Source organism: Exiguobacterium sp. KRL4 (assembly GCF_001870785.1).
Lineage (GTDB): Bacteria > Bacillota > Bacilli > Exiguobacteriales > Exiguobacteriaceae > Exiguobacterium_A.
In genome coordinates this window covers 248022-266700 of record NZ_MOLV01000004.1, presented here as the reverse complement: position 1 = coordinate 266700, position 18679 = coordinate 248022, and the positions used below count along the sequence as shown (strand labels likewise).

General features: G+C 45.2%; 19 protein-coding genes. 2 read left to right on the top strand and 17 right to left on the bottom strand.

What is annotated here, in order from left to right:
- Positions 1-2: 2 nt before the first annotated feature.
- The 6 genes from der to prsW form a co-directional block, all read right to left on the bottom strand.
- On the bottom strand, positions 3-1313 hold the full coding sequence (gene der / locus BLD48_RS03690) for a ribosome biogenesis GTPase Der (RefSeq protein WP_014970616.1): 1311 nt from the start codon (positions 1311-1313) through the stop codon (positions 3-5).
- Between the two features lie 124 nt (positions 1314-1437).
- On the bottom strand, positions 1438-2571 hold the full coding sequence (gene rpsA, locus BLD48_RS03685) for a 30S ribosomal protein S1 (RefSeq protein ID WP_071498991.1): 1134 nt from the start codon (positions 2569-2571) through the stop codon (positions 1438-1440).
- 95 nt (positions 2572-2666) lie between these two features.
- A complete protein-coding gene (locus BLD48_RS03680; protein ID WP_071498990.1) occupies positions 2667-3266 on the bottom strand; it encodes a lysophospholipid acyltransferase family protein in 600 nt (199 codons plus the stop codon).
- Positions 3263-3934: a (d)CMP kinase gene (gene cmk / locus BLD48_RS03675; RefSeq protein ID WP_071498989.1), complete on the bottom strand. Its 672-nt coding sequence runs from the start codon at positions 3932-3934 to the stop codon at positions 3263-3265. Before cmk ends, BLD48_RS03680 begins: the two co-directional genes overlap by 4 nt.
- 76 nt (positions 3935-4010) lie before the next feature.
- The gene (locus BLD48_RS03670; RefSeq protein WP_071498988.1) at positions 4011-4667 is read right to left on the bottom strand and encodes a flagellar brake protein; all 657 of its coding nucleotides are present in this window, start codon (positions 4665-4667) and stop codon (positions 4011-4013) included.
- A gap of 25 nt (positions 4668-4692) precedes the next feature.
- Positions 4693-5352, bottom strand: coding sequence for a glutamic-type intramembrane protease PrsW (gene prsW, locus BLD48_RS03665; RefSeq protein ID WP_071498987.1), 660 nt, complete (start codon positions 5350-5352; stop codon positions 4693-4695).
- A 152-nt stretch (positions 5353-5504) separates the two neighbouring features.
- On the opposite strand from prsW, the gene BLD48_RS03660 reads away from it, so the two are divergent.
- Positions 5505-6470, top strand: a complete 966-nt coding sequence (locus BLD48_RS03660; RefSeq protein WP_071498986.1) for an asparaginase — start codon at positions 5505-5507, stop codon at positions 6468-6470.
- 70 nt (positions 6471-6540) lie between these two features.
- Here BLD48_RS03660 and BLD48_RS03655 read toward each other — a convergent pair whose 3' ends face one another.
- The 8 genes from BLD48_RS03655 to BLD48_RS03620 form a co-directional block, all read right to left on the bottom strand.
- Positions 6541-7530 (bottom strand): YpdA family putative bacillithiol disulfide reductase, encoded by a 990-nt coding sequence (locus tag BLD48_RS03655; protein WP_071498985.1) that lies wholly within the window; start codon positions 7528-7530, stop codon positions 6541-6543.
- Positions 7531-7644: 114 nt separating this feature from the next.
- Positions 7645-8910, bottom strand: coding sequence for a Glu/Leu/Phe/Val family dehydrogenase (locus BLD48_RS03650; RefSeq protein WP_014970624.1), 1266 nt, complete (start codon positions 8908-8910; stop codon positions 7645-7647).
- A 134-nt stretch (positions 8911-9044) separates the two neighbouring features.
- A complete protein-coding gene (locus tag BLD48_RS03645; RefSeq protein ID WP_071498984.1) occupies positions 9045-9989 on the bottom strand; it encodes a D-alanine--D-alanine ligase in 945 nt (314 codons plus the stop codon).
- Positions 9990-10168: 179 nt separating this feature from the next.
- The gene (locus BLD48_RS03640; RefSeq protein WP_071498983.1) at positions 10169-10759 is read right to left on the bottom strand and encodes an adaptor protein MecA; all 591 of its coding nucleotides are present in this window, start codon (positions 10757-10759) and stop codon (positions 10169-10171) included.
- A gap of 59 nt (positions 10760-10818) precedes the next feature.
- A complete protein-coding gene (locus tag BLD48_RS03635; protein WP_071498982.1) occupies positions 10819-11703 on the bottom strand; it encodes a MerR family transcriptional regulator in 885 nt (294 codons plus the stop codon).
- Positions 11704-11774: 71 nt separating this feature from the next.
- On the bottom strand, positions 11775-11975 hold the full coding sequence (locus BLD48_RS03630; protein WP_161487690.1) for a hypothetical protein: 201 nt from the start codon (positions 11973-11975) through the stop codon (positions 11775-11777).
- A 33-nt stretch (positions 11976-12008) separates the two neighbouring features.
- Positions 12009-13442, bottom strand: a complete 1434-nt coding sequence (locus BLD48_RS03625; RefSeq protein WP_071498980.1) for a RecQ family ATP-dependent DNA helicase — start codon at positions 13440-13442, stop codon at positions 12009-12011.
- Positions 13439-14452, bottom strand: a complete 1014-nt coding sequence (locus BLD48_RS03620; protein ID WP_071498979.1) for a YpbB family protein — start codon at positions 14450-14452, stop codon at positions 13439-13441. Before BLD48_RS03620 ends, BLD48_RS03625 begins: the two co-directional genes overlap by 4 nt.
- Before the next feature lie 283 nt (positions 14453-14735).
- Here BLD48_RS03620 and BLD48_RS03615 point away from each other — a divergent pair, with 283 nt between their 5' ends.
- The gene (locus tag BLD48_RS03615; RefSeq protein WP_012370689.1) at positions 14736-14984 is read left to right on the top strand and encodes a ferredoxin; all 249 of its coding nucleotides are present in this window, start codon (positions 14736-14738) and stop codon (positions 14982-14984) included.
- A gap of 112 nt (positions 14985-15096) precedes the next feature.
- On the opposite strand, the gene BLD48_RS03610 is transcribed toward BLD48_RS03615, so the two are convergent.
- Genes BLD48_RS03610 through BLD48_RS03600 form a run of 3 tightly spaced genes read right to left on the bottom strand, consistent with a single transcriptional unit; the run spans position 15097 to position 18655 of the window.
- Positions 15097-16056: an ABC transporter permease gene (locus BLD48_RS03610; RefSeq protein WP_014970632.1), complete on the bottom strand. Its 960-nt coding sequence runs from the start codon at positions 16054-16056 to the stop codon at positions 15097-15099.
- Positions 16056-17129, bottom strand: coding sequence for an ABC transporter permease (locus BLD48_RS03605; RefSeq protein ID WP_071498978.1), 1074 nt, complete (start codon positions 17127-17129; stop codon positions 16056-16058). The genes BLD48_RS03610 and BLD48_RS03605 overlap by 1 nt, the downstream gene beginning before the upstream one ends.
- Positions 17126-18655, bottom strand: coding sequence for an ABC transporter ATP-binding protein (locus BLD48_RS03600; protein WP_071498977.1), 1530 nt, complete (start codon positions 18653-18655; stop codon positions 17126-17128). Before BLD48_RS03600 ends, BLD48_RS03605 begins: the two co-directional genes overlap by 4 nt.
- Positions 18656-18679: the final 24 nt, after the last annotated feature.

Sequence of the window (18679 nt, the reverse complement as noted above, 5' to 3'; positions counted from 1 at the left end):
CCTTATTGTTTTTGACGTGCCAGAATCCGAATCGGTGTTCCTGTAAAATCAAAGGCTTCGCGAATTCGGTTATCTAGATACCGTTTATACGAGAAGTGTAACAATTCAGGATCATTGACGAACAAGACGAACGTCGGCGGACGTGAAGCTACTTGCGTCACATAATTGATGCGAAGACGGACCCCTTTATCGGTTGGTGCTGGGTTCATCGCGACAGCATCGACGATGACATCGTTTAAGACGCTTGTCTGAATGCGCTGCGCATGACTTTTCGCTGCTTGTTTGATGACGGGAAGTAATGTTTGCAAACGACGTTTTGTTTTCGCTGAAACAAAAACGATCGGTGCATAATCAAGGAAACGAAACTCTTCGCGAATTTCCTCTTCCATTTTTTTCATTGTCTTGTCATCTTTTTCGACAGCATCCCATTTATTAACGACGATAACGATGGCACGACCCGCTTCATGGGCATAACCGGCCACTTTTTTATCCTGCTCGATGATGCCTTCTTCTCCATCTAAGACGACACAAACGACGTCTGCCCGCTCGATGGCTTTTTGCGCACGCATCACGCTAAATCGTTCTGTTGATTCATAGACTTTTCCGCGTTTACGCATACCTGCCGTATCAATGATGACGTATTCTTGCTCATCACGTGAGAACGGTGTATCAATCGCATCACGTGTCGTACCTGCGACACTTGAGACGATGACGCGCTCTTCACCGAGGATGGAATTCGTCATACTCGATTTCCCGACGTTCGGGCGTCCGACTAACGCGAACTTGATCGTATTTTCATCGTATTCGATTTCTTCTTTATCCGGTGCAAGCTCAAGTACACGATCGAGCATATCGCCGAGTCCTAGACCATGTGTTCCAGAAATCGGATATAAATCGCCGAATCCTAATGAGTAGAACTCATACATTAAATCCCGCATCTCAAAGTTATCGACTTTGTTGACCGCGATGACGACTGGTTTATTCGAACGGAATAACATGTTAGCGACTTCTTCATCAGCTGATGTAATCCCTTCGCGTCCATTCACCATAAAAATAATCACATCTGCTTCATCAATGGCGAGTTCCGCCTGATGACGCATCATTTGAAGTAGGGGCTCATCCCCGACTTCGATTCCACCTGTATCAATCAAATGAAAATGACGATTCAGCCATTCTCCAGTGCCGTATATACGGTCGCGGGTAACGCCTGGCTTGTCTTCTACGATCGAAACCCGATCTCCAATCACCCGGTTAAAAATCGTCGACTTTCCGATATTTGGGCGACCTACGATCGCCACTACTGGAATTGCCATCCCAACACCTTCTTTCTCTTCTCTCGCTTCATAGCCGTTCTATTGTATCAAATCAAGCGGTTTTATACCATATCAATCCGTAACATAAAAAAAGTGGACACAATTTGTGTCCACTTCCATTCACTTATTCTTTTGAATCCGACTCTTTGTCCGAAAGATCCGCTACCGAAAATCCTTCATTTTGATCCGTGTACTGCGAATAATCATCTTCTGATGACTCTTCTTGCTCCAAAACACGTGTCGAAAGAGAAATCTTATGTTCTGCTAAGTGCACTTCGAGAACCTTCGCCTCAATTTCTTGACCTTCTTCGAGTACTTCTGACGGCGAGCCGATATGCCGATTCGCGATTTGAGAAATGTGCAATAACCCTTCAACTTGTGGTGCTAATTCGACAAAAGCTCCGAATTGAACGATTCGCCGGACGCGTCCTTTGACGATATCACCAGCTTCGATCTTCCCTTCCATTTGTTGCCACGGACCGGGTTGTGTTTCTTTGATCGATAACTTGACTTTTTCTGTATCTCGATCGACACCTAATACTTTCACGTCGATCTTTTGCCCTTCTGTCACGATATCGGACGGACGTTCGACCCGGTGATGCGCCATTTCCGAAATATGGACCAGTCCATCGACACCGCCGATGTCAACGAAAGCACCAAAATCAGTTAAACGTTGGACTGTCCCTTCTAAGACTTGACCCACTTCGAGCTGTTCAAGTGTTTCTTTTTTCTTCGCATTCAGTTCACCTTCAACTACGGCTTTATGCGAAAGGATCACACGGTTTTTTTCTTGGTCCAACTCGACGACTTTCACCTCAATCGAACGACCGATATAATCAGAGAAATCTTCGACGTAATGCCGTTCAACAAGTGATGCAGGAATGAATCCACGAACGCCGATATCGACGACGAGTCCACCTTTGACGATGTCTTTGACGACAACTTCAAAGATTTCACCCGATTCGTACTTCGCTTCGACTTTCCCCCATGCCTGTAAGGCATCGACTTCACGTTTTGAGACTACGACTTCCTCATCTGTAATTTTCTTCACTTTTACTTGTAGTTCATCACCGACTTTTAAAACCCCTCGAATGTCATCCAAATGGAGACTCGAAACTTCGCTGATCGGCAGGATTGCTTCTGTCTTATATCCGATATCAATGAGTGCTTGCTTGTCTTCAATCTTCACGACCATTCCGGTTACTACCTGGTCCCGATGAATTTCAAAATCAGGCATATCTTTCATTTCTTCGACCATTCCAACACAACCTCCTCACGATGAGTACAAGAAACGTATGAATATACGTTTATCCTTCTTCTAACTTCTTACAATTCTGACTATTTGTCAAGGCATTACGCATGATTGAAGTAGACGGTTTTGATTTCGTCCAAAATCCGCTCCGAAATCGCCTTTGCCGCACCACGCTGATCTCTTAAATCCGAAATATCAACCGGTTTTCCGACAACGACTCGCATCTGCCGAAACGGGCGATAATCTCCGATGATCGCGATCGGTAAAATCTGTGCCGGTGAACGTAAAGCAAAAAAACCAACACCTGGTTGAGCAGACGTAAATTCACCAGGCGCAGAACGTGTTCCTTCCGGGAAGATTCCGACCGTCTCATCCGTATTCAACAATTCAATCGTCCGTTTTAACGCTTGTCGGTCGCCTTGTCCCCGTCCGACTGGATACGTCCCCGCGGAAATCATGATTTGTTTAAGGACGGGCACACGAAATAATTCCTCTTTCGCCATGTAACGAACCGACCGACTTGTCGGAATCGCACTGACTAAAAAAACCGGGTCCCAGTTCGAACTGTGATTGGCACAGACAAGTAACGATCCTTTTGTCGGAATGTTTTCTTTTCCCGTTACTTTTAAACGAAAAACAGTTTTGGCGATGATCAAGACGATAAACCGTGCTAAACGATAAACAAACTCGTTCCGTTTCATTTGAGGACACCTTCTGCGAGTTCCGTCAGACGCGCTACGACTTGATCGATGTTCAATTCTGTCGTATCAAGATATATCGCGTCATCTGCTTGCTTGAGGGGAGAAACCGTCCGTTCACTATCCCGTTTATCGCGTAAGGCGATTTCTGCCTGAAGCGAACTCAAATCGCTGTCGATCCCGCGAGACTTGTTTTCTCGATGTCGTCGACTCGCCCGTTCTTCAACCGATGCTGTCAAAAAGACTTTTAATTCTGCATCTGGCAAGACAACTGTTCCGATGTCACGACCGTCCATGACGATACCACCATGTTCTGCGAGTTTACGTTGCGCAATGACGAGTGCAGAACGCACTTCTGCTTGACGCGCAACAAACGACACATTATTCGTCACTTCGTTTGTTCGAATCGCTTCTGTGACTTCACGGTCGCCGATGAATACACGTTGTCCCTGATCGCCCGGCGTCAGACGGATATCAAGTGATTGCATCAATTCTCCAAGCACCTGTCCATCTTCTAAATTAAGACCTTGCTCTAACGCAGCGAGTGTCACTGCACGATACATCGCCCCTGTATCGATATAGACATAATCAAGATGTGCCGCCAATTGTTTTGCGATCGTACTTTTCCCGGCACCCGCAGGTCCGTCTAAGGCAATTTGAATGTTATTCATGAATGATTCGTTCCTTCCGTGTTCACCATCTCATATGGTGTATAGTATCGACCGTTATCATAGCAAAAATTTGTACTCACGTGAATGGATTCGTTCCCCGTCGAGAATTTTTCATCTGGGTTTGATAACAATGTCGTAAGACAAGTTCACGACTCCGATCATTGATCCGTGTGAATTGAAACGCGAGTTCATAACGCGTTTCTCTAGGGTCGACTCGCACTAACTCGGCTAAGACATCCACCGTATGTGTCGTTCCATCACCCGTCGGTAATAAAAATGTTAGTTCCAGTTCCTCTTTAACCTGAATCGGGATCTGACTCGCGAGTACTAAGATTCCCCCTGCTGATAAGTCGAGTGTCACGGATGTAAACGGTTCGAACCCCGTTTTATGTGGATGAACCGCCACATCCAACAATTGTGGTACGCGGACGAACTGCCGCCGCTGAACACGTTGGACCAGTTCTTCTTTTGGTCGTCTTAAGGCATACCTTTGGCCACGCAGAGGATCATTTTGACGCTCGACGACTTCGGTCTCAAATCCATACAGCTTTCCTTTTTCTTTAAAAAAGTAAAAGCCGACTTGTTCGTGATCTGATAAGATGAACGTTTTTAACGTCGCCACTTCACTTGGTGCTTCGATCCAGATCAGCCGATTCGTCACTGCAGTCACTTTCGTCCGTCCTTGACGATTCTCTTGATTGGTTAACATTACTAAATCCCCAGTTTGTATCATGTCACTCTCTCCCAGTCCGTTCTATTCAATTACTTTTTCTGTTATAACGTTGATTCAAACGATTGGCACTTCGAATTTGATACAGGCCGACAATCCACAAGATGATCATAAACAAAATCGGCACGAAAGAAATACCACCATTTTCCAATATTAACAAATTAAAGGTTGTGTGCGCAATCATCGGGACGATGATCGATAAACCTAACCAGCGATAGGGATGCGTTGAAAATTTAGCCTTCCCCATAAAAAATCCCATGATGACAGCAAATAAAGCGTGCCCAGAGACCGGCAACAACGCACGGAAAATCATATGTTCCACCGTTCCATTGACCATCAAATATAAAATATTTTCGAGTGTCGCAAATCCTAACGAACAGGCTACCGCATAAATGATCCCATCATAATAATCATTAAAGCGTTGATGGATATAAACCGTATAAAAAACAACAAACCATTTCGCGAACTCTTCGGTCACGGCCGAACGAATCAATTGGATAGACTCCGGTCCTCCGAATTCACTTTGAATGATGTAATCGATGAACATTAAAGGAAATACAAGTAGTATCCCGAAAATAAAACTACGTAGGATGTAACCAACGGGTTCTGATTCGTGTTCATGTCGTAAGTAAAAGTATGTCAATAACGCAATTCCTGGGGCAATTCCTGAGAAAACGATTGGTAACACGTCTCCTCCCCCCTTCCTATTCTTTTAGAATAAAGGTTTCTGCAGAAAAAGAAAACCGCACCCGTTGTATCTCTGCAAAAAAAGGATACAATGTTAATGAAAAGGACAGGAAAGAAGGTGAAAGTTGTCTGTTACTCAACGACAACACTGATATGAAAAAACTACTTTTGATTCATACCGGAGGAACCATCGCGATGGCTCAAAATCATTCCGGACATGTTTTACCAAACGATATTAATCCACTTGATGCCTCATTACCACGGGCGACGGATATCGCCGACATCACGACACGCCACTTTGCCAATCTACCGTCTCCGCACATCACACCGGATATCATGTTACGGCTTGCTCACTTCATCAAGGAAGAACTCCAGTCCGGGTATGACGGTGTCGTCATTACACACGGAACGGATACTTTGGAGGAAACGGCGTATTTTCTTCAGCTGACGATTGGTGCACCGATCCCGATTGTTCTGACCGGAGCGATGCGGTCGTCGAACGAAGTCGGCTCAGATGGTGAATTCAACTTGATTACGGCTTTGCGCGTTGCTGTCAGCGATGCCGCCAAGGGCAAAGGTGTACTCGTCGTCTTCAACGGAGAAATCCACTCTGCTTTCAACGTCACGAAAACCCATACGTCTTCTGTCGACACCTTTAAATCCGTCCACTTCGGAAACTTAGGCATGGTCACAAAAGACCACGTTTACTTATTTAATACACCGCTTCTAAAACCAACGCATATGATCAGACGATTAAGCAAACGAGTCGCTGTCTTAAAGGTATATGCGGGAATGGAGCCTGATTTACTGCTCGCTGTTGGTGAACTCGGATACGATGGTCTTGTCTTAGAAGTACTGGGTCAGGGAAATGTCCCACCTGGGTTAGTCGAAGCGATTCGGACACTGACCGAACAAATGCCAATTGTCATTGTCAGCCGTTGCTTTAACGGGATTGTCCAAGATGTCTATGGTTATGTAGGGGGCGGCCAACAACTAAAAGAACTCGGATTGATTTTCTCAAACGGATTAAACTCACAAAAAGCACGTCTCAAGCTCATGATCGAGTTAGAAATCGAAGCCAACCATCAAGATCTCGAACACTCTTTTCAAGTTGAATAAATCTCGTCACCATATCCACATGAAAAAGGAGCAACATCCGGATCGACTGGATGTTGCTCCTTTTTCGTAGTTACGGACGTGCCGTCATCCGTTCAAGGCGACCGACTAAACTAGTCGCGATCAGTTCTCCGTGGAACCGGCCATTTTCGATAAAAATTTTGTTGGCATCGTATCCTGCTGCGACGACTCCCGCAATATAGATACCTGTAACATTCGATTCCATCGTCTCTTCGTCATAGGTCGGAACCCCGGTCTCCGGATCAATGGCGACCCCCGCATCAGCAAACAATCCGATATCTGGTGTATAGCCTGTCATCGCAAATACGAAATCCGCTGGTACAGCTACAGGTTCTCCATCGACCGAATAGACGACATCTGCCGGTGTAATCTCTTCGATCGTCGCATCAAAAATCATCTTTACTTTTTCTGCCCGCACGAGTGATTCGAAGTTCGGAAGCACCCATGGTTTAATCGAAGGACTATAATTTTCGCCTCGATAAAGCATCGTCACACGGGCACCGGCTTTTTCTAGCTCGATCGCTGCATCGACGCTGGAATTTTTCCCACCGATCACAACGACGTCCTGTCCATAAAACGGATGGCCTTCTTTGAAGTAATGGAAGACATGTGACAAGTCTTCCCCTGGGACATCCATCTTATTCGGTAGCCCGTAGTAGCCGGTCGCAAGAACAACTGCCTGTGCCGTCCGCTTCATCGTCTGTACGCCACGTAACGAAATCACTTCGAACCCCTCTTCGATTCGGCGAATCTGTTGAACCGTCTCAAATGGTCGAATGGTAATCCCTTTACGCCGGACGACTTCACGGTAATAGACGAGCGCATCTTGACGTCTTGGCTTTAATTCTTTATTGATAAAAGGAACTCCACCGATTTCTAGTTTTTCACTACTCGAAAAAAAGGTTTGATGGGTCGGGTATTGATAGATGGCCTCCACGATGTTTCCTTTTTCGATCACTTCAACGGATAGACCACGATCTTGCATTTCGATCGCAGCCGATAACCCACAAGGGCCTGCACCGATAATGATACAATCCAACATATGTCTTTCGCCTCTTCCACTTGCTTTTTTACCATCTTAGCAAATCTTTCTAGTCGAAGAAAGAAATAACCCATAAAAAAAGCCCACTCCTAAACGAAGTGAGCTGCGATAACGTTAGACCCAACCACGGAAACGTGACGCTTCCGCCATTTTGCGAACACCTACCATGTAAGCAGCTAGTCGCATATCTACATTGCGGGTCTGGGCGGTTTGATAGACTTGATTAAAGGAATTCACGAGTACTTTTTCTAGCTTTTCATGGACTTCTTCCTCTGTCCAATAGTACCCTTGATTATTTTGTACCCATTCGAAGTATGAAACGGTCACGCCACCACTCGATGCGAGCACGTCTGGGACAATCAAGATGTCCCGTTCCGCTAGAATCTTCGTCGCTTCGTTAGTCGTAGGTCCGTTCGCCGCTTCGACGACGATACTTGCTTTAATGTCATGGGCATTGTCTTCTGTAATTTGATTTTCGATGGCTGCCGGAACAAGAATATCACATTCGAGTTCTAACAGTTCTTTATTCGAAATCGTATTCTTAAAGAGCGTCGTAACCGTCCCAAATGAGTCCCGGCGATCGAGTAGATATGGAATGTCTAAACCATTTGGATCATGTAACGCTCCATACGCATCACTGATGCCGATGACTTTTGCTCCTAGATCATGCATGAACTTCGATAAAAAGCTACCCGCATTCCCGAATCCTTGCACGACGACGCGTGCCCCTTCTAACGTGATTCCTTTTTTCGCGGCTGCTTCTCGGATCATGATTGCGACACCTTTTGCTGTCGCTGTCTCTCGACCATGTGAACCCCCAAGGACAAGTGGTTTCCCTGTTATGAAGCCTGGCGAATTGAATTCATCAATGCGGCTATATTCATCCATCATCCAAGCCATGATTTGTGAGTTCGTAAAGACGTCTGGTGCCGGAATATCTTTTGTTGGACCAACGATTTGACTGATTGCGCGGACGTATCCACGACTCAATCGTTCAATCTCACGGAAACTCATCTCACGTGGATCACAAATGATACCACCCTTACCACCACCATACGGTAAATCGACGATTCCTGCTTTTAAACTCATCCAGACAGACAATGCTTTGACTTCGACTTCCGTTACGTTTGGATGAAAACGGATTCCACCTTTTGTCGGACCGACGGCATCATTGTGTTGCGCCCGGTAACCCGTAAAGATTTTAGTCGATCCATCATCCATCCGAACCGGAATCCGAACCGTCAACATCCGAAGTGGTTCTTTTAACAGTTCGTACATCTCGTCTGGATAACCAAGTTTTTCAAGTGCTTCCTTGACGATTTCCTGTGTTGCCTCGAGTACATTCTTGCGATGATTTGCGTGTTGTTGGTCAGTGATCATTCCAACGTTCCTCCCCATAAGTGGCATCCCCTATGCCGTTTCCTTGTTCGGATAAAGTATACCTTTTTCCGAGCCGTAATGAAAGGGGTTCCCACTATATTTGTAAGCGCTTTCTACCATCTACTTCATTTCTATTATTTTTTGTTCTCAGTCCCGCTCCGGTGTCGAGAAATTGCCAGCTCCATAAACGTCTCCACGAGTTCTGGATAGTCGATCCCAACAGCACGTGCACCATCCGGGAATAGACTTGTTGCCGTCATACCAGGCAACGTATTCGTTTCTAAAATCACAGGTTGTCCTGATTCTGGCACAAGGAAGTCCGTCCGCGAATAGCCTGCACAACCGAGTACTTGATGCGCAAGAACCGCCCAGTCTTGTAACGTCTGCGTCGTCGCTTCGTCAAATTGTGCCGGACAGATATGTTCCGATCCACCGATTGCATATTTCGATTCATAATCATAAAATTCATTTTTCGGAATGATTTCGATGACCGGCAAGGCTTTTTCTTCACCCTTAGTACCGAGCACAGGGACGGTCACTTCACGACCCTTGATGAATTGTTCAATCAAAACTGCTTCATCCGCCGTAAATGCAAGGTCAATTCCTTGACGAAGCATCTGTTCATCCATGGCGATCGTCAAGCCATTTGATGATCCTTCTTGTGCTGGTTTGACGACACACGGGAACTGACCGTTCCACAAAGCGATTTTCTGCTCAATATCGTCCCCACGCTCAATCAATACATCACGTGCGATCCGGATGCCCGCTTTTTCGAAATGAACTTTCGAACGCGCTTTGTCCATCGCTAGTGCTGAAGCCAACACACCAGATCCTGTATACGGAATTCCCGCCATCTCAAGTAACGCTTGAACACGACCGTCCTCACCAAACTTACCATGAAGTGCGATAACAGCCACTTCTACTTTTAGATTCAAGATGTCTTCCGCACGCTCTGGATGAAAATCAACGGCTATGACATCGTGCCCTTTGCTTTCTAGTGCATCAATTACGGACTTCCCGCTATTTAATGAAACTTCACGTTCACCAGAGATCCCGCCAAACAATACTGCCACTTTCATTATGTTCACTCCCTCATCTTACGTTCAATGCTTATCATACCACCACTTTTTATTCGAAAAAACACAAAATGGTCGCAATGGTCATCAAGGCACATAAAAAATCACTTCCCGAATCCATTCGGTGAAGTGACTTTTTATATACACAATGACGGTATCACGATCAAAATCAGTGCCAGACGTCAAGGTGTAAATGTTGTTGTTATAGTCGTGATTGCGTCTTCTGACATAATCACCTTCCCGTATTCTGCCATGACAAGGGGACTTTTCGGACTTGGTGTTCCATATTCCGATAAAATCGTCGTCATGGTTTGCTCGACCTGTTGTTTCATTTGTTCCTGGAAATACAAATAATAACGTCCTTCAAAGAAATAGAGTGCTCCACCCGTTTCTGTTTGCTTGATATGACGAACCAGACCATGGCTAGCCTGGATGACGTCTTCGAACTTGTCGAGTTGATACAAGACATGGTGAACGATATCAACCGTCATCCGAATCTCCACTTGATCAAACTCTTCAAATGTTTCTTCCGGCATGACACCATCACGCCGGACATCCACCAACATTCCATCGTTCGGGAAAAACGTCACAAAAAAGTCAAGTGTCCCGACAGCATGAAAGCCGTAATTAGACTCTGCTTCTTCTAATAAGTTTCGTAGTAAGGCTTGTCCTTTTCCGACAGCTAACGTTTCTGGTCGCACGTCATGCACCGATAATTCTTGTTTTGACACGAAGACCCGCAAATGCCCTTGTTTAAATTGTTCAAACCTCATCTTAGACTCCTCCAGTCACTCGGCAGAGTACAGAAGCTCTCCGTTCGATATGTCACACACTATACACCAGTTGTCGGGGTGAGTCGACTTAACCAACTTTTCCAGGCACGATCATCCGATCCAAGTAACAGATCCCCGTATTTTTCTGGATGCTGATCGACAGCGTAGCCACCTAAACCAATCTCCGTTTGTGGGACGTTGCTTTGAATTTCAGCGATTGCTTCATCCAAATCGTCTAAATGGTCCGAAACCGTACAGGAAAGGACAACTGCCCGAGGCGTCAATTGTTTGGTCACTGTCACAAGATCCGGTACCGGAATTCCTGCGCCAAGAAAAATGACGTCAAATCCGGACTGCCGTAAAAAGAGTGTAAAAAAAAGTAACCCGAGTTCATGTTCCTCCTCCGGTGCACACACACATAAGATTCGTGGCAAAAAAGGATTGATTGGCATTTGAAGAGATAAGGTAGAGAGACGAGCCCGTAAGAAAGCTGTCGCAAAATGTTCATGGGCGATCGTAATCGCCCCTTGTTCCCACTTCGTCCCGATTTCATGTAACAAAGGACCCACGATGTCTTGAATCACTTTATCAAAGCTAAACATGGAAAAGGCTTTGTTCATGATATCATGGGCATGCCGTTCTTCGAAATTCGTCAGCGCCTCAAACAGTTGATCACGCAGTTCGATTCCGTAATCCATTGGGACTTCCGTTCGGTTTACTGGCATTTCATATAATTGAATGGCTTTTGAAACGGATAACCCCTCTTTTTGTTTATCGACGATCCAGCGTAGCTTGGCGACATCATTATCACTATAAATACGATGACCCGATTCACTACGATCTGGATCCAGAACTTGATACCGCCGTTCCCAAGCACGAATGGTCGTCGGATTGAGTCCCACCAATGCAGCAACTGCTTTGATATTGTATTTCCCACGATCCATGCACCGTGCCTCCTTTCTTCTTCCTTTTAGTATACCCGTAAAGGAAAAAAATCTCCGTTCACAATGTGCACTTACATCATGAAACCGATAGAGACAAAGGCGATGATGATCGTAATCATCAAAACCGTCAGTGTGATCGCAAGTGGATTTTTAGCAAATGGTTGTTTGAAGCGTTCGTTACGCACGTGCTCGATTCTTGATGAACGTGGAGGTAAGGTCATCCGTTGTTCTTCTTGCCGATTTTTTCGTTGATCGTGTTTACTCAATTTCATCACCTTTTCTAAAAAATAAGGAATACTATTAGTTTACACTGAATGGTGGGATGAAAAAAAGACTTCTTCTAATCGGCGCCTCCAGTTCAGTTGGTCTTGCTCGACATGACTGATGGGTCCGGCTACCGTAAGCGTACCGCAGTTGTCACAACACCGGTCCTGAATAATGGGGTCTTCACCAAAATGGTTTAAGATGAAGGTTCGGCGACAAAACGTATTTTGAATATAATTTATCATTTGCATAAGTTCACGTAAACGTATTTTTTTTCGATTTTCTTGCCAGTCGATGATCTCGGCACGCGTTTTCCCGTCCATCAGTTGCGTTTTTAGCAAACGATACGCCGGATCATCCGCATTCAAACCAAAACGTCGTTCGATTATTTCAAACGAATCATTCTGGACACGTCCCCGTGCCACTTGATCAATCCATAAAGACGGTGCATACTGTTTTTCTACTAAAAACTGTTGCAGACGCTGGTCACCCGGTGCGTACAACAAGATGGCTGTCGATGGTTGACCATCTCGACCAGCTCGTCCGATTTCTTGCATGTAAGCTTCAATCGTCGCCGGCATCGTATAATGAATGACCGTCCGGACATTCGCTTTATTGACCCCCATTCCGAAGGCACTTGTACAAACGAGGCAGTCAATTTCATCATGTAGAAATTGTTGTTGAATCAATTGGCGATCTTCCGCTTCAAGACCTGCATGATAATAAACTGCATTCGTAACGAGTTTTGCGATGCGTTCTGCCTCTTTACGTGTCGTCGTATAGATGACGCAAGGTCGCTCGACCATTTTTAACTGTTCTTCTAATACAAGATCTTTATCCGCTTGTTCAGTCTGTTTGACAATCAACTGAATTTCCGGGCGATTGACCGAATGACGGATTCGTGTCGGCTGACGTAACGCCAGTCCTTCTATGATGTCTTGTTCCACTTGATCTGTTGCTGTTGCCGTCAAGGCCAAACACGGCGGATTCCCCAGTTGCTGCCGGACATGGCCTAATTTCGCATAGTCCGTCCTGAACTCATGTCCCCACTGCGAGATGCAATGTGCTTCATCGACGACGAATAGATTGATCTTAACTTCCGCCAAACGCCGTTTGATTTGTGGAACCGCTAACTGTTCAGGTGACAAGTATAAATAACGTAACCGGTCGAGATGGTGCAGGATGTGTTCTTTTTGTTCCCGAGTCTCAAGCGACGTCAACTTGGCGACAGCTCGTTCGCCACGACTTTTGATTTGCATGACTTGATCCTCGATCAATGAAAGAAGGGGCGACAAAATCAATGTCAAACCATCCGGCTGCAGATATGACGGCAACTGATAACACACTGACTTCCCCCCGCCAGTCGGCAAAATCGCAACCGTGTCTTGACCTGCAAGAACGGACTCAATGATGGGTTGTTGACCAGCACGAAAATGATCGTATCGAAAAACTTGTTTTAATACTTCTTCCATCATCGATTGACCACCTTCCTTGCTAATGCGACGCGGATTTGAAAATAATCAATTTCCTGTGTCAATTCTTGTTTGATGCGCTTCAAAGAGAATGTTCCCAAATGATCGGATACTATCACTACTTCTTCGTATGCCTCAGCGGATAAAAACTGATCGATCGGGAAAACCGGGGCATACATTGCCATTTCTACTAAATGATCTTCCATCGTACTTTTTTTCAACCGACGTCGTTCCGCAATTTGTTGAACCGAATAGCCTTGTTTGAGCATCTCCCATGTTTTTTTTGCCGACTGGGTCATCCTTGTCTGATCGATATCCGTACCTAAGGATAAAATCAGACCGGCCTCTGGTAATACACGTAAACATTTTCGCCATGCCATCACGAATTCCAGTTGGAGTGAAAGCAGATCCGTCCCTAACCTTTCACTGAGTTGCGGAAACGATAATCCTGTTTTTTGTCCGGACAGACGATAACTGATCAGGGTTGCTTCCCGTTCCGTCAGCTGACTGAAGGCGATTTCTAGTTCCTGATGGATTTCCCTCATCCAGATTGCTCGTTTTGGTAGTTGCTTCACTTGTTTTCGAACCCATTCCTTCACACCACTATCCTGTTGGACGGGAACAAAAAAAGTTTGTTGCTCTAGACAGATGATGGTTTGGATCAACAAACTGACTCGTTTCCATAATAAAATCGGATATCCGCGCAGTTCTCCCCCCAACTCGTCTACTAAAAACGGGCTACTGACTTGACGTTGTCCAGATTCAGTTACGATTAACGTCTGTTCCTGCCTAATCCAGCCAGCCTGTTCTAGTTCTCGTAATACTTGTTCAAACCGCTCTTTTTTTAGAGGGAGCATTCCAAAAACGGACTCTAATCCATAAAAATGAGCATCCTGCAAAGACGTCGCTGATCGTTTCCCTTGAAAAATATGAAATAAACTCCGATCCGTCCGTTCGTTTCGTAACCGAATGATCGCTTCCATCACAACTTGTCGTAACACTGTCCGCTCCATATGAATCCTCCCTTCGTAGAGTCAGCAACAGCTCTCCCGACCTTGTTTCCATTTGATCGAGATGCATTTCGTTCGTTCGCTCTTATTTTACAGTTCTACTTACAAATTCGCCATTTTGAATAAAATGAACAAGAACTGGTCGACACTTTCCCTTAAACAAAACAGTTCTCTACATACTTCTACCTCTTCCTCATTGAAAAGCGTGCATGAGTCCGATACAATGACTTATAGAGGAGAACAGTACTTAGTTTCCAATGTTTTCGAATAGAGAGGAGAATGACCGATGGCTAAATTTACAATTGTTGACAAAGACACATGTATCGCATGTGGTGCTTGCGGCGCAGCTGCCCCTGATATTTATGATTACGACGATGAGGGATTGGCATACGTTATTTTAGATGATAACAAGGGAACTGCTGAAATTCCAGAAGCATTGTTTGACGATATGATTGATGCTTTTGAAGGATGCCCAACGGATTCGATTAAAGTAGCCGATGAATCATTTGAAGGCGATGCCCTCAAATACGAATAAACATCTATTCTGACGATACGACCTTTACAGGTTGTATCGTTTTTTCGTTTAAATAAAAAAAGAGCATCAAACCACAGAAAAACTATGGCTTGATGCTCTTATAAAACTAGCTTTAACGTTTCCCTTTGATGTAGGGTACACCGACAGCTTTTGGTGCATCGGCTCGTCCCACAACACCAGCAAGTGCAAGGATCGTCAGCAAGTACGGTGCAATCAACAAGTAGACTTGTGGAATTTGGTCGAGTAGCGGCAACTGTTGTCCGATAATCGAAATCGCCTGCGCGAAACCGAAGAATAGGGCAGCACCCATCGCTCCAAGTGGATTCCATTTTCCGAAAATCATTGCCGCAATGGCTAAGAATCCTTGTCCGAGAATCGTCGTCACACTAAAGTTCAATGAAATCGACGTCGCATAAACTGCACCGGCGAGTCCGCCGAATCCACCGGAAATCATGACACCGATGAAACGCATTTTCGTAACATTGATTCCCATCGTATCCGCCGCCATCGGATGTTCACCGACTGAACGGAGACGAAGACCAAACGGTGTCTTAAAGATGACATACCAAGCGACGAACGCTAACGCAATCGCAATGTACGATGTGTAATAAACGTTTGCAAAAAACATTTTGAGGACCGGAATATCCGATAAGAATGGCACATTTTCTTTCGAAATCCGATTCGGAATCGAATCCGTTTGTCCTTTACCATAAAAGGCACGGACAAGGAAAATCGCCAGACCTACCGCCAACATGTTGATGGCTACTCCAAGAACTGTCTGATCCGCACGGAAAAGAATCGCTGGAATCGCAAGGAACAAGGAGAAGACTGCTCCGATGACGATGGCAATTAACATCGCAAGCCAAGGACTTGCTGCGCCTAATCCCATTTTTGACAACGTCAAAGCGGAAACGATTCCTGAGAACGCACCCATGACCATCAATCCTTCAAGGGCAATGTTGACGACACCTGAACGTTCACTGAAGATTCCACCAAGTGCTGCAATAATTAATGGAGCCGAATAGGCAAGCGCAATTGGTACGACAATATAAAGTACTTCTAGAAAGCCCATTATTTATCGGCTCCTTTCACTTTTTTGGCTTCTGTTTTTTTGACCGTAAACTTCTCAATTAAGAGACGGATCGCGTAACCAGAAGCGACAAAGATGATGATAAACGCAATGATGATTTTAATTAATTCAGGTGGGATGCCAATCTGTTGCATGGACAGACCACCGATATTGAGACCCGCAAACAGTAAGGCGGCAAGAACAACACCGATTGGATTGTTCGCACCCAGTAAGGCAACGGCAATCCCGTCAAATCCGACGCCCGTGAACGAGGCATTCAACGTCATGTTTTGGAACGTCCCTAACCCTTCCATCGCACCAGCAAGACCTGCGAACACGCCTGAGATGACGAATGAGAGAACAATGTTCTTGTTAACACCCATACCGGCATATTCTGCTGCACTCTTATTGAAACCAACTGCCCGTAGTTCATAACCGAGCGTCGTTTTCCAAAGGATGAACCAAAAGACGAGTGCTGCCAAGACAGCAATGAAAATTCCGTTATGAAGACGTGAGAAATCCGTCAATTCTTGTAGGAATGGTGAAGCAAGTGAAGCTGATTCTTTCACCGACTCCGTCCGTTCGTTTTCAATCCCGATGACATGACGTAAAATATCATTCGTCACATATAGGGCGATATAGTTCATCATGATTGATGTGATAACTTCGTGCACGTGGAATTTTGCTTTTAAGATACCCGGAATCGAGGCCCATAATGCACCCGCAAGACCCGCTCCAATCAGTGCGAGCGGCAAGTGAATCGCTGTCGGGAGATCAAACTCAATCCCGATCCAGACGGCAACCATCCAGCCGACCAACACTTGTCCTTCAACCCCGATGTTAAATAGTCCTGTCCGGAAAGCAAACGCAACGGCAAGTCCGGCAAAGATCAAAGGAGCAGCAGCTCGTAAGGTTTCACCGATGCTGTACGGTTCACCAAAAATCCCGTAAAATAATTGATCGAATCCGTCAATCGGATTGTACCCACCAGCCAGCATGACGATCGCACCTACGACCATCCCTAAAATGATGGAAAGAATCGGAATCAAGATTCCGTAAAAACGTTCGAGTTTCATGAACGACCGACCTCCTCTTTCTTACCGCCAGCCATCAAGAATCCTAGTTCGATCTCGTTTGTCTCTTTTGGATCGAGGAAGGCAACCGTTCGACCTTCATAAAGAACCGCAATTCGATCTGAAACTTGAAGAATTTCTTCTAGTTCAAACGAAATCAACAGAACAGCTCGGCCTTTTTCCCGTTCAAGAACCAACTGTTCATGAATGAATTCAATCGCTCCGACATCCAGTCCACGTGTTGGCTGTGCTGCAATCAGTAAGTCAGGTGAACGGTCAACTTCTCGGGCAATGATTGCCTTTTGCTGATTTCCACCCGATAAGGCACGGGCAAATGTTTCCGGACTTGGAGTTCGGACGTCGAACTTCTCGATTAAGGTTTTTGCTTTTTCCATGACCTGACCGTAGTTCATGATACCTGCTTTCGAATACGGTTGTTTGTAGTACGTTTGTAACACCATGTTATGCCCGATTGAATAATCCAATACAAGACCATGTTTATGTCGATCCTGTGGAATGTGACCCACACCGGATTCTGTTACTTTCCGTGGTTTCAAGTTTTTGATCGATTTGTTATTCAGGAAAATCTCGCCGCTGTCTGCTTTACGAAGACCTGTAATGGCTTCAATCAACTCTGTTTGTCCATTTCCATCAATCCCTGCGATTCCGACGATTTCACCAGCACGAATATCTAGATTCAATCCATCGACTGTCTTGATGCCTCGGCTGTCTTTTACGACCAGATCTTTGATATCCAGCACAAGTTCTTGTGGATTTGCCTTGGAATACTCCGCATTAAAGTTTACTTCACGCCCTACCATCATCTCAGCTAATCTGGATTGGGTCATCGTTTCATCGATGTCCACTGTTCCGATATACTTTCCGCGACGAATCGTCGTACAACGGTCGGCCACTTCCATGATTTCCTTTAACTTATGGGTAATCAATATAATCGATTTCCCTTCCGCAATCAATCGATTCATGATTTGAATCAATTCTTTGATCTCCTGTGGTGTTAAAACAGCAGATGGCTCATCAAAGATCAAGATGTCCGCACCACGATACAACGTCTTTAAAATTTCGACACGTTGTTGCATACCAACGGAAATGTCTTCAATTTTTGCATCCGGATCGACGGCAAGACCGTATTGTTCTGAAATTTGACGGACTTTTTCACGTGCCGCTGCCCGGTCGATTTTCAGACCTGCTTTCGGTTCTGCACCCAAGATGATGTTTTCTGTTACCGTGAAATTTTGAACGAGCATGAAATGTTGGTGTACCATGCCGATTCCAAGATCATTCGCGACGTTTGGACTCGTAATATTCACTTTTTCACCACGTACACGAATCTCTCCAGCCTCAGGCTGATACAAACCAAATAAGACGTTCATCAGCGTCGATTTTCCGGCACCGTTTTCACCAAGTAAAGCGTGAATCTCACCTTTCCGAAGCTGGAGCGTGATGTTATCATTTGCGACGAAAGTGCCAAACTCTTTTCGTATGTTTAGCATCTCAATGACGTATTCCAAGAAAATCCACTCCCATGTTTAGTT

Coding starts and splice junctions, on each gene's coding strand:
- der (WP_014970616.1), bottom strand. CDS start 1,313: ATGGCAATTCCAGTAGTGGCGATCGTAGGTCGCCCAAATATCGGAAAG.
- rpsA (WP_071498991.1), bottom strand. CDS start 2,571: ATGGTCGAAGAAATGAAAGATATGCCTGATTTTGAAATTCATCGGGAC.
- BLD48_RS03680 (WP_071498990.1), bottom strand. CDS start 3,266: ATGAAACGGAACGAGTTTGTTTATCGTTTAGCACGGTTTATCGTCTTG.
- cmk (WP_071498989.1), bottom strand. CDS start 3,934: ATGAATAACATTCAAATTGCCTTAGACGGACCTGCGGGTGCCGGGAAA.
- BLD48_RS03670 (WP_071498988.1), bottom strand. CDS start 4,667: ATGATACAAACTGGGGATTTAGTAATGTTAACCAATCAAGAGAATCGT.
- BLD48_RS03660 (WP_071498986.1), top strand. CDS start 5,505: ATGAAAAAACTACTTTTGATTCATACCGGAGGAACCATCGCGATGGCT.
- BLD48_RS03655 (WP_071498985.1), bottom strand. CDS start 7,530: ATGTTGGATTGTATCATTATCGGTGCAGGCCCTTGTGGGTTATCGGCT.
- BLD48_RS03650 (WP_014970624.1), bottom strand. CDS start 8,910: ATGATCACTGACCAACAACACGCAAATCATCGCAAGAATGTACTCGAG.
- BLD48_RS03645 (WP_071498984.1), bottom strand. CDS start 9,989: ATGAAAGTGGCAGTATTGTTTGGCGGGATCTCTGGTGAACGTGAAGTT.
- BLD48_RS03640 (WP_071498983.1), bottom strand. CDS start 10,759: ATGAGGTTTGAACAATTTAAACAAGGGCATTTGCGGGTCTTCGTGTCA.
- BLD48_RS03635 (WP_071498982.1), bottom strand. CDS start 11,703: ATGGATCGTGGGAAATACAATATCAAAGCAGTTGCTGCATTGGTGGGA.
- BLD48_RS03630 (WP_161487690.1), bottom strand. CDS start 11,975: ATGAAATTGAGTAAACACGATCAACGAAAAAATCGGCAAGAAGAACAA.
- BLD48_RS03625 (WP_071498980.1), bottom strand. CDS start 13,442: ATGATGGAAGAAGTATTAAAACAAGTTTTTCGATACGATCATTTTCGT.
- BLD48_RS03620 (WP_071498979.1), bottom strand. CDS start 14,452: ATGGAGCGGACAGTGTTACGACAAGTTGTGATGGAAGCGATCATTCGG.
- BLD48_RS03615 (WP_012370689.1), top strand. CDS start 14,736: ATGGCTAAATTTACAATTGTTGACAAAGACACATGTATCGCATGTGGT.
- BLD48_RS03610 (WP_014970632.1), bottom strand. CDS start 16,056: ATGGGCTTTCTAGAAGTACTTTATATTGTCGTACCAATTGCGCTTGCC.
- BLD48_RS03605 (WP_071498978.1), bottom strand. CDS start 17,129: ATGAAACTCGAACGTTTTTACGGAATCTTGATTCCGATTCTTTCCATC.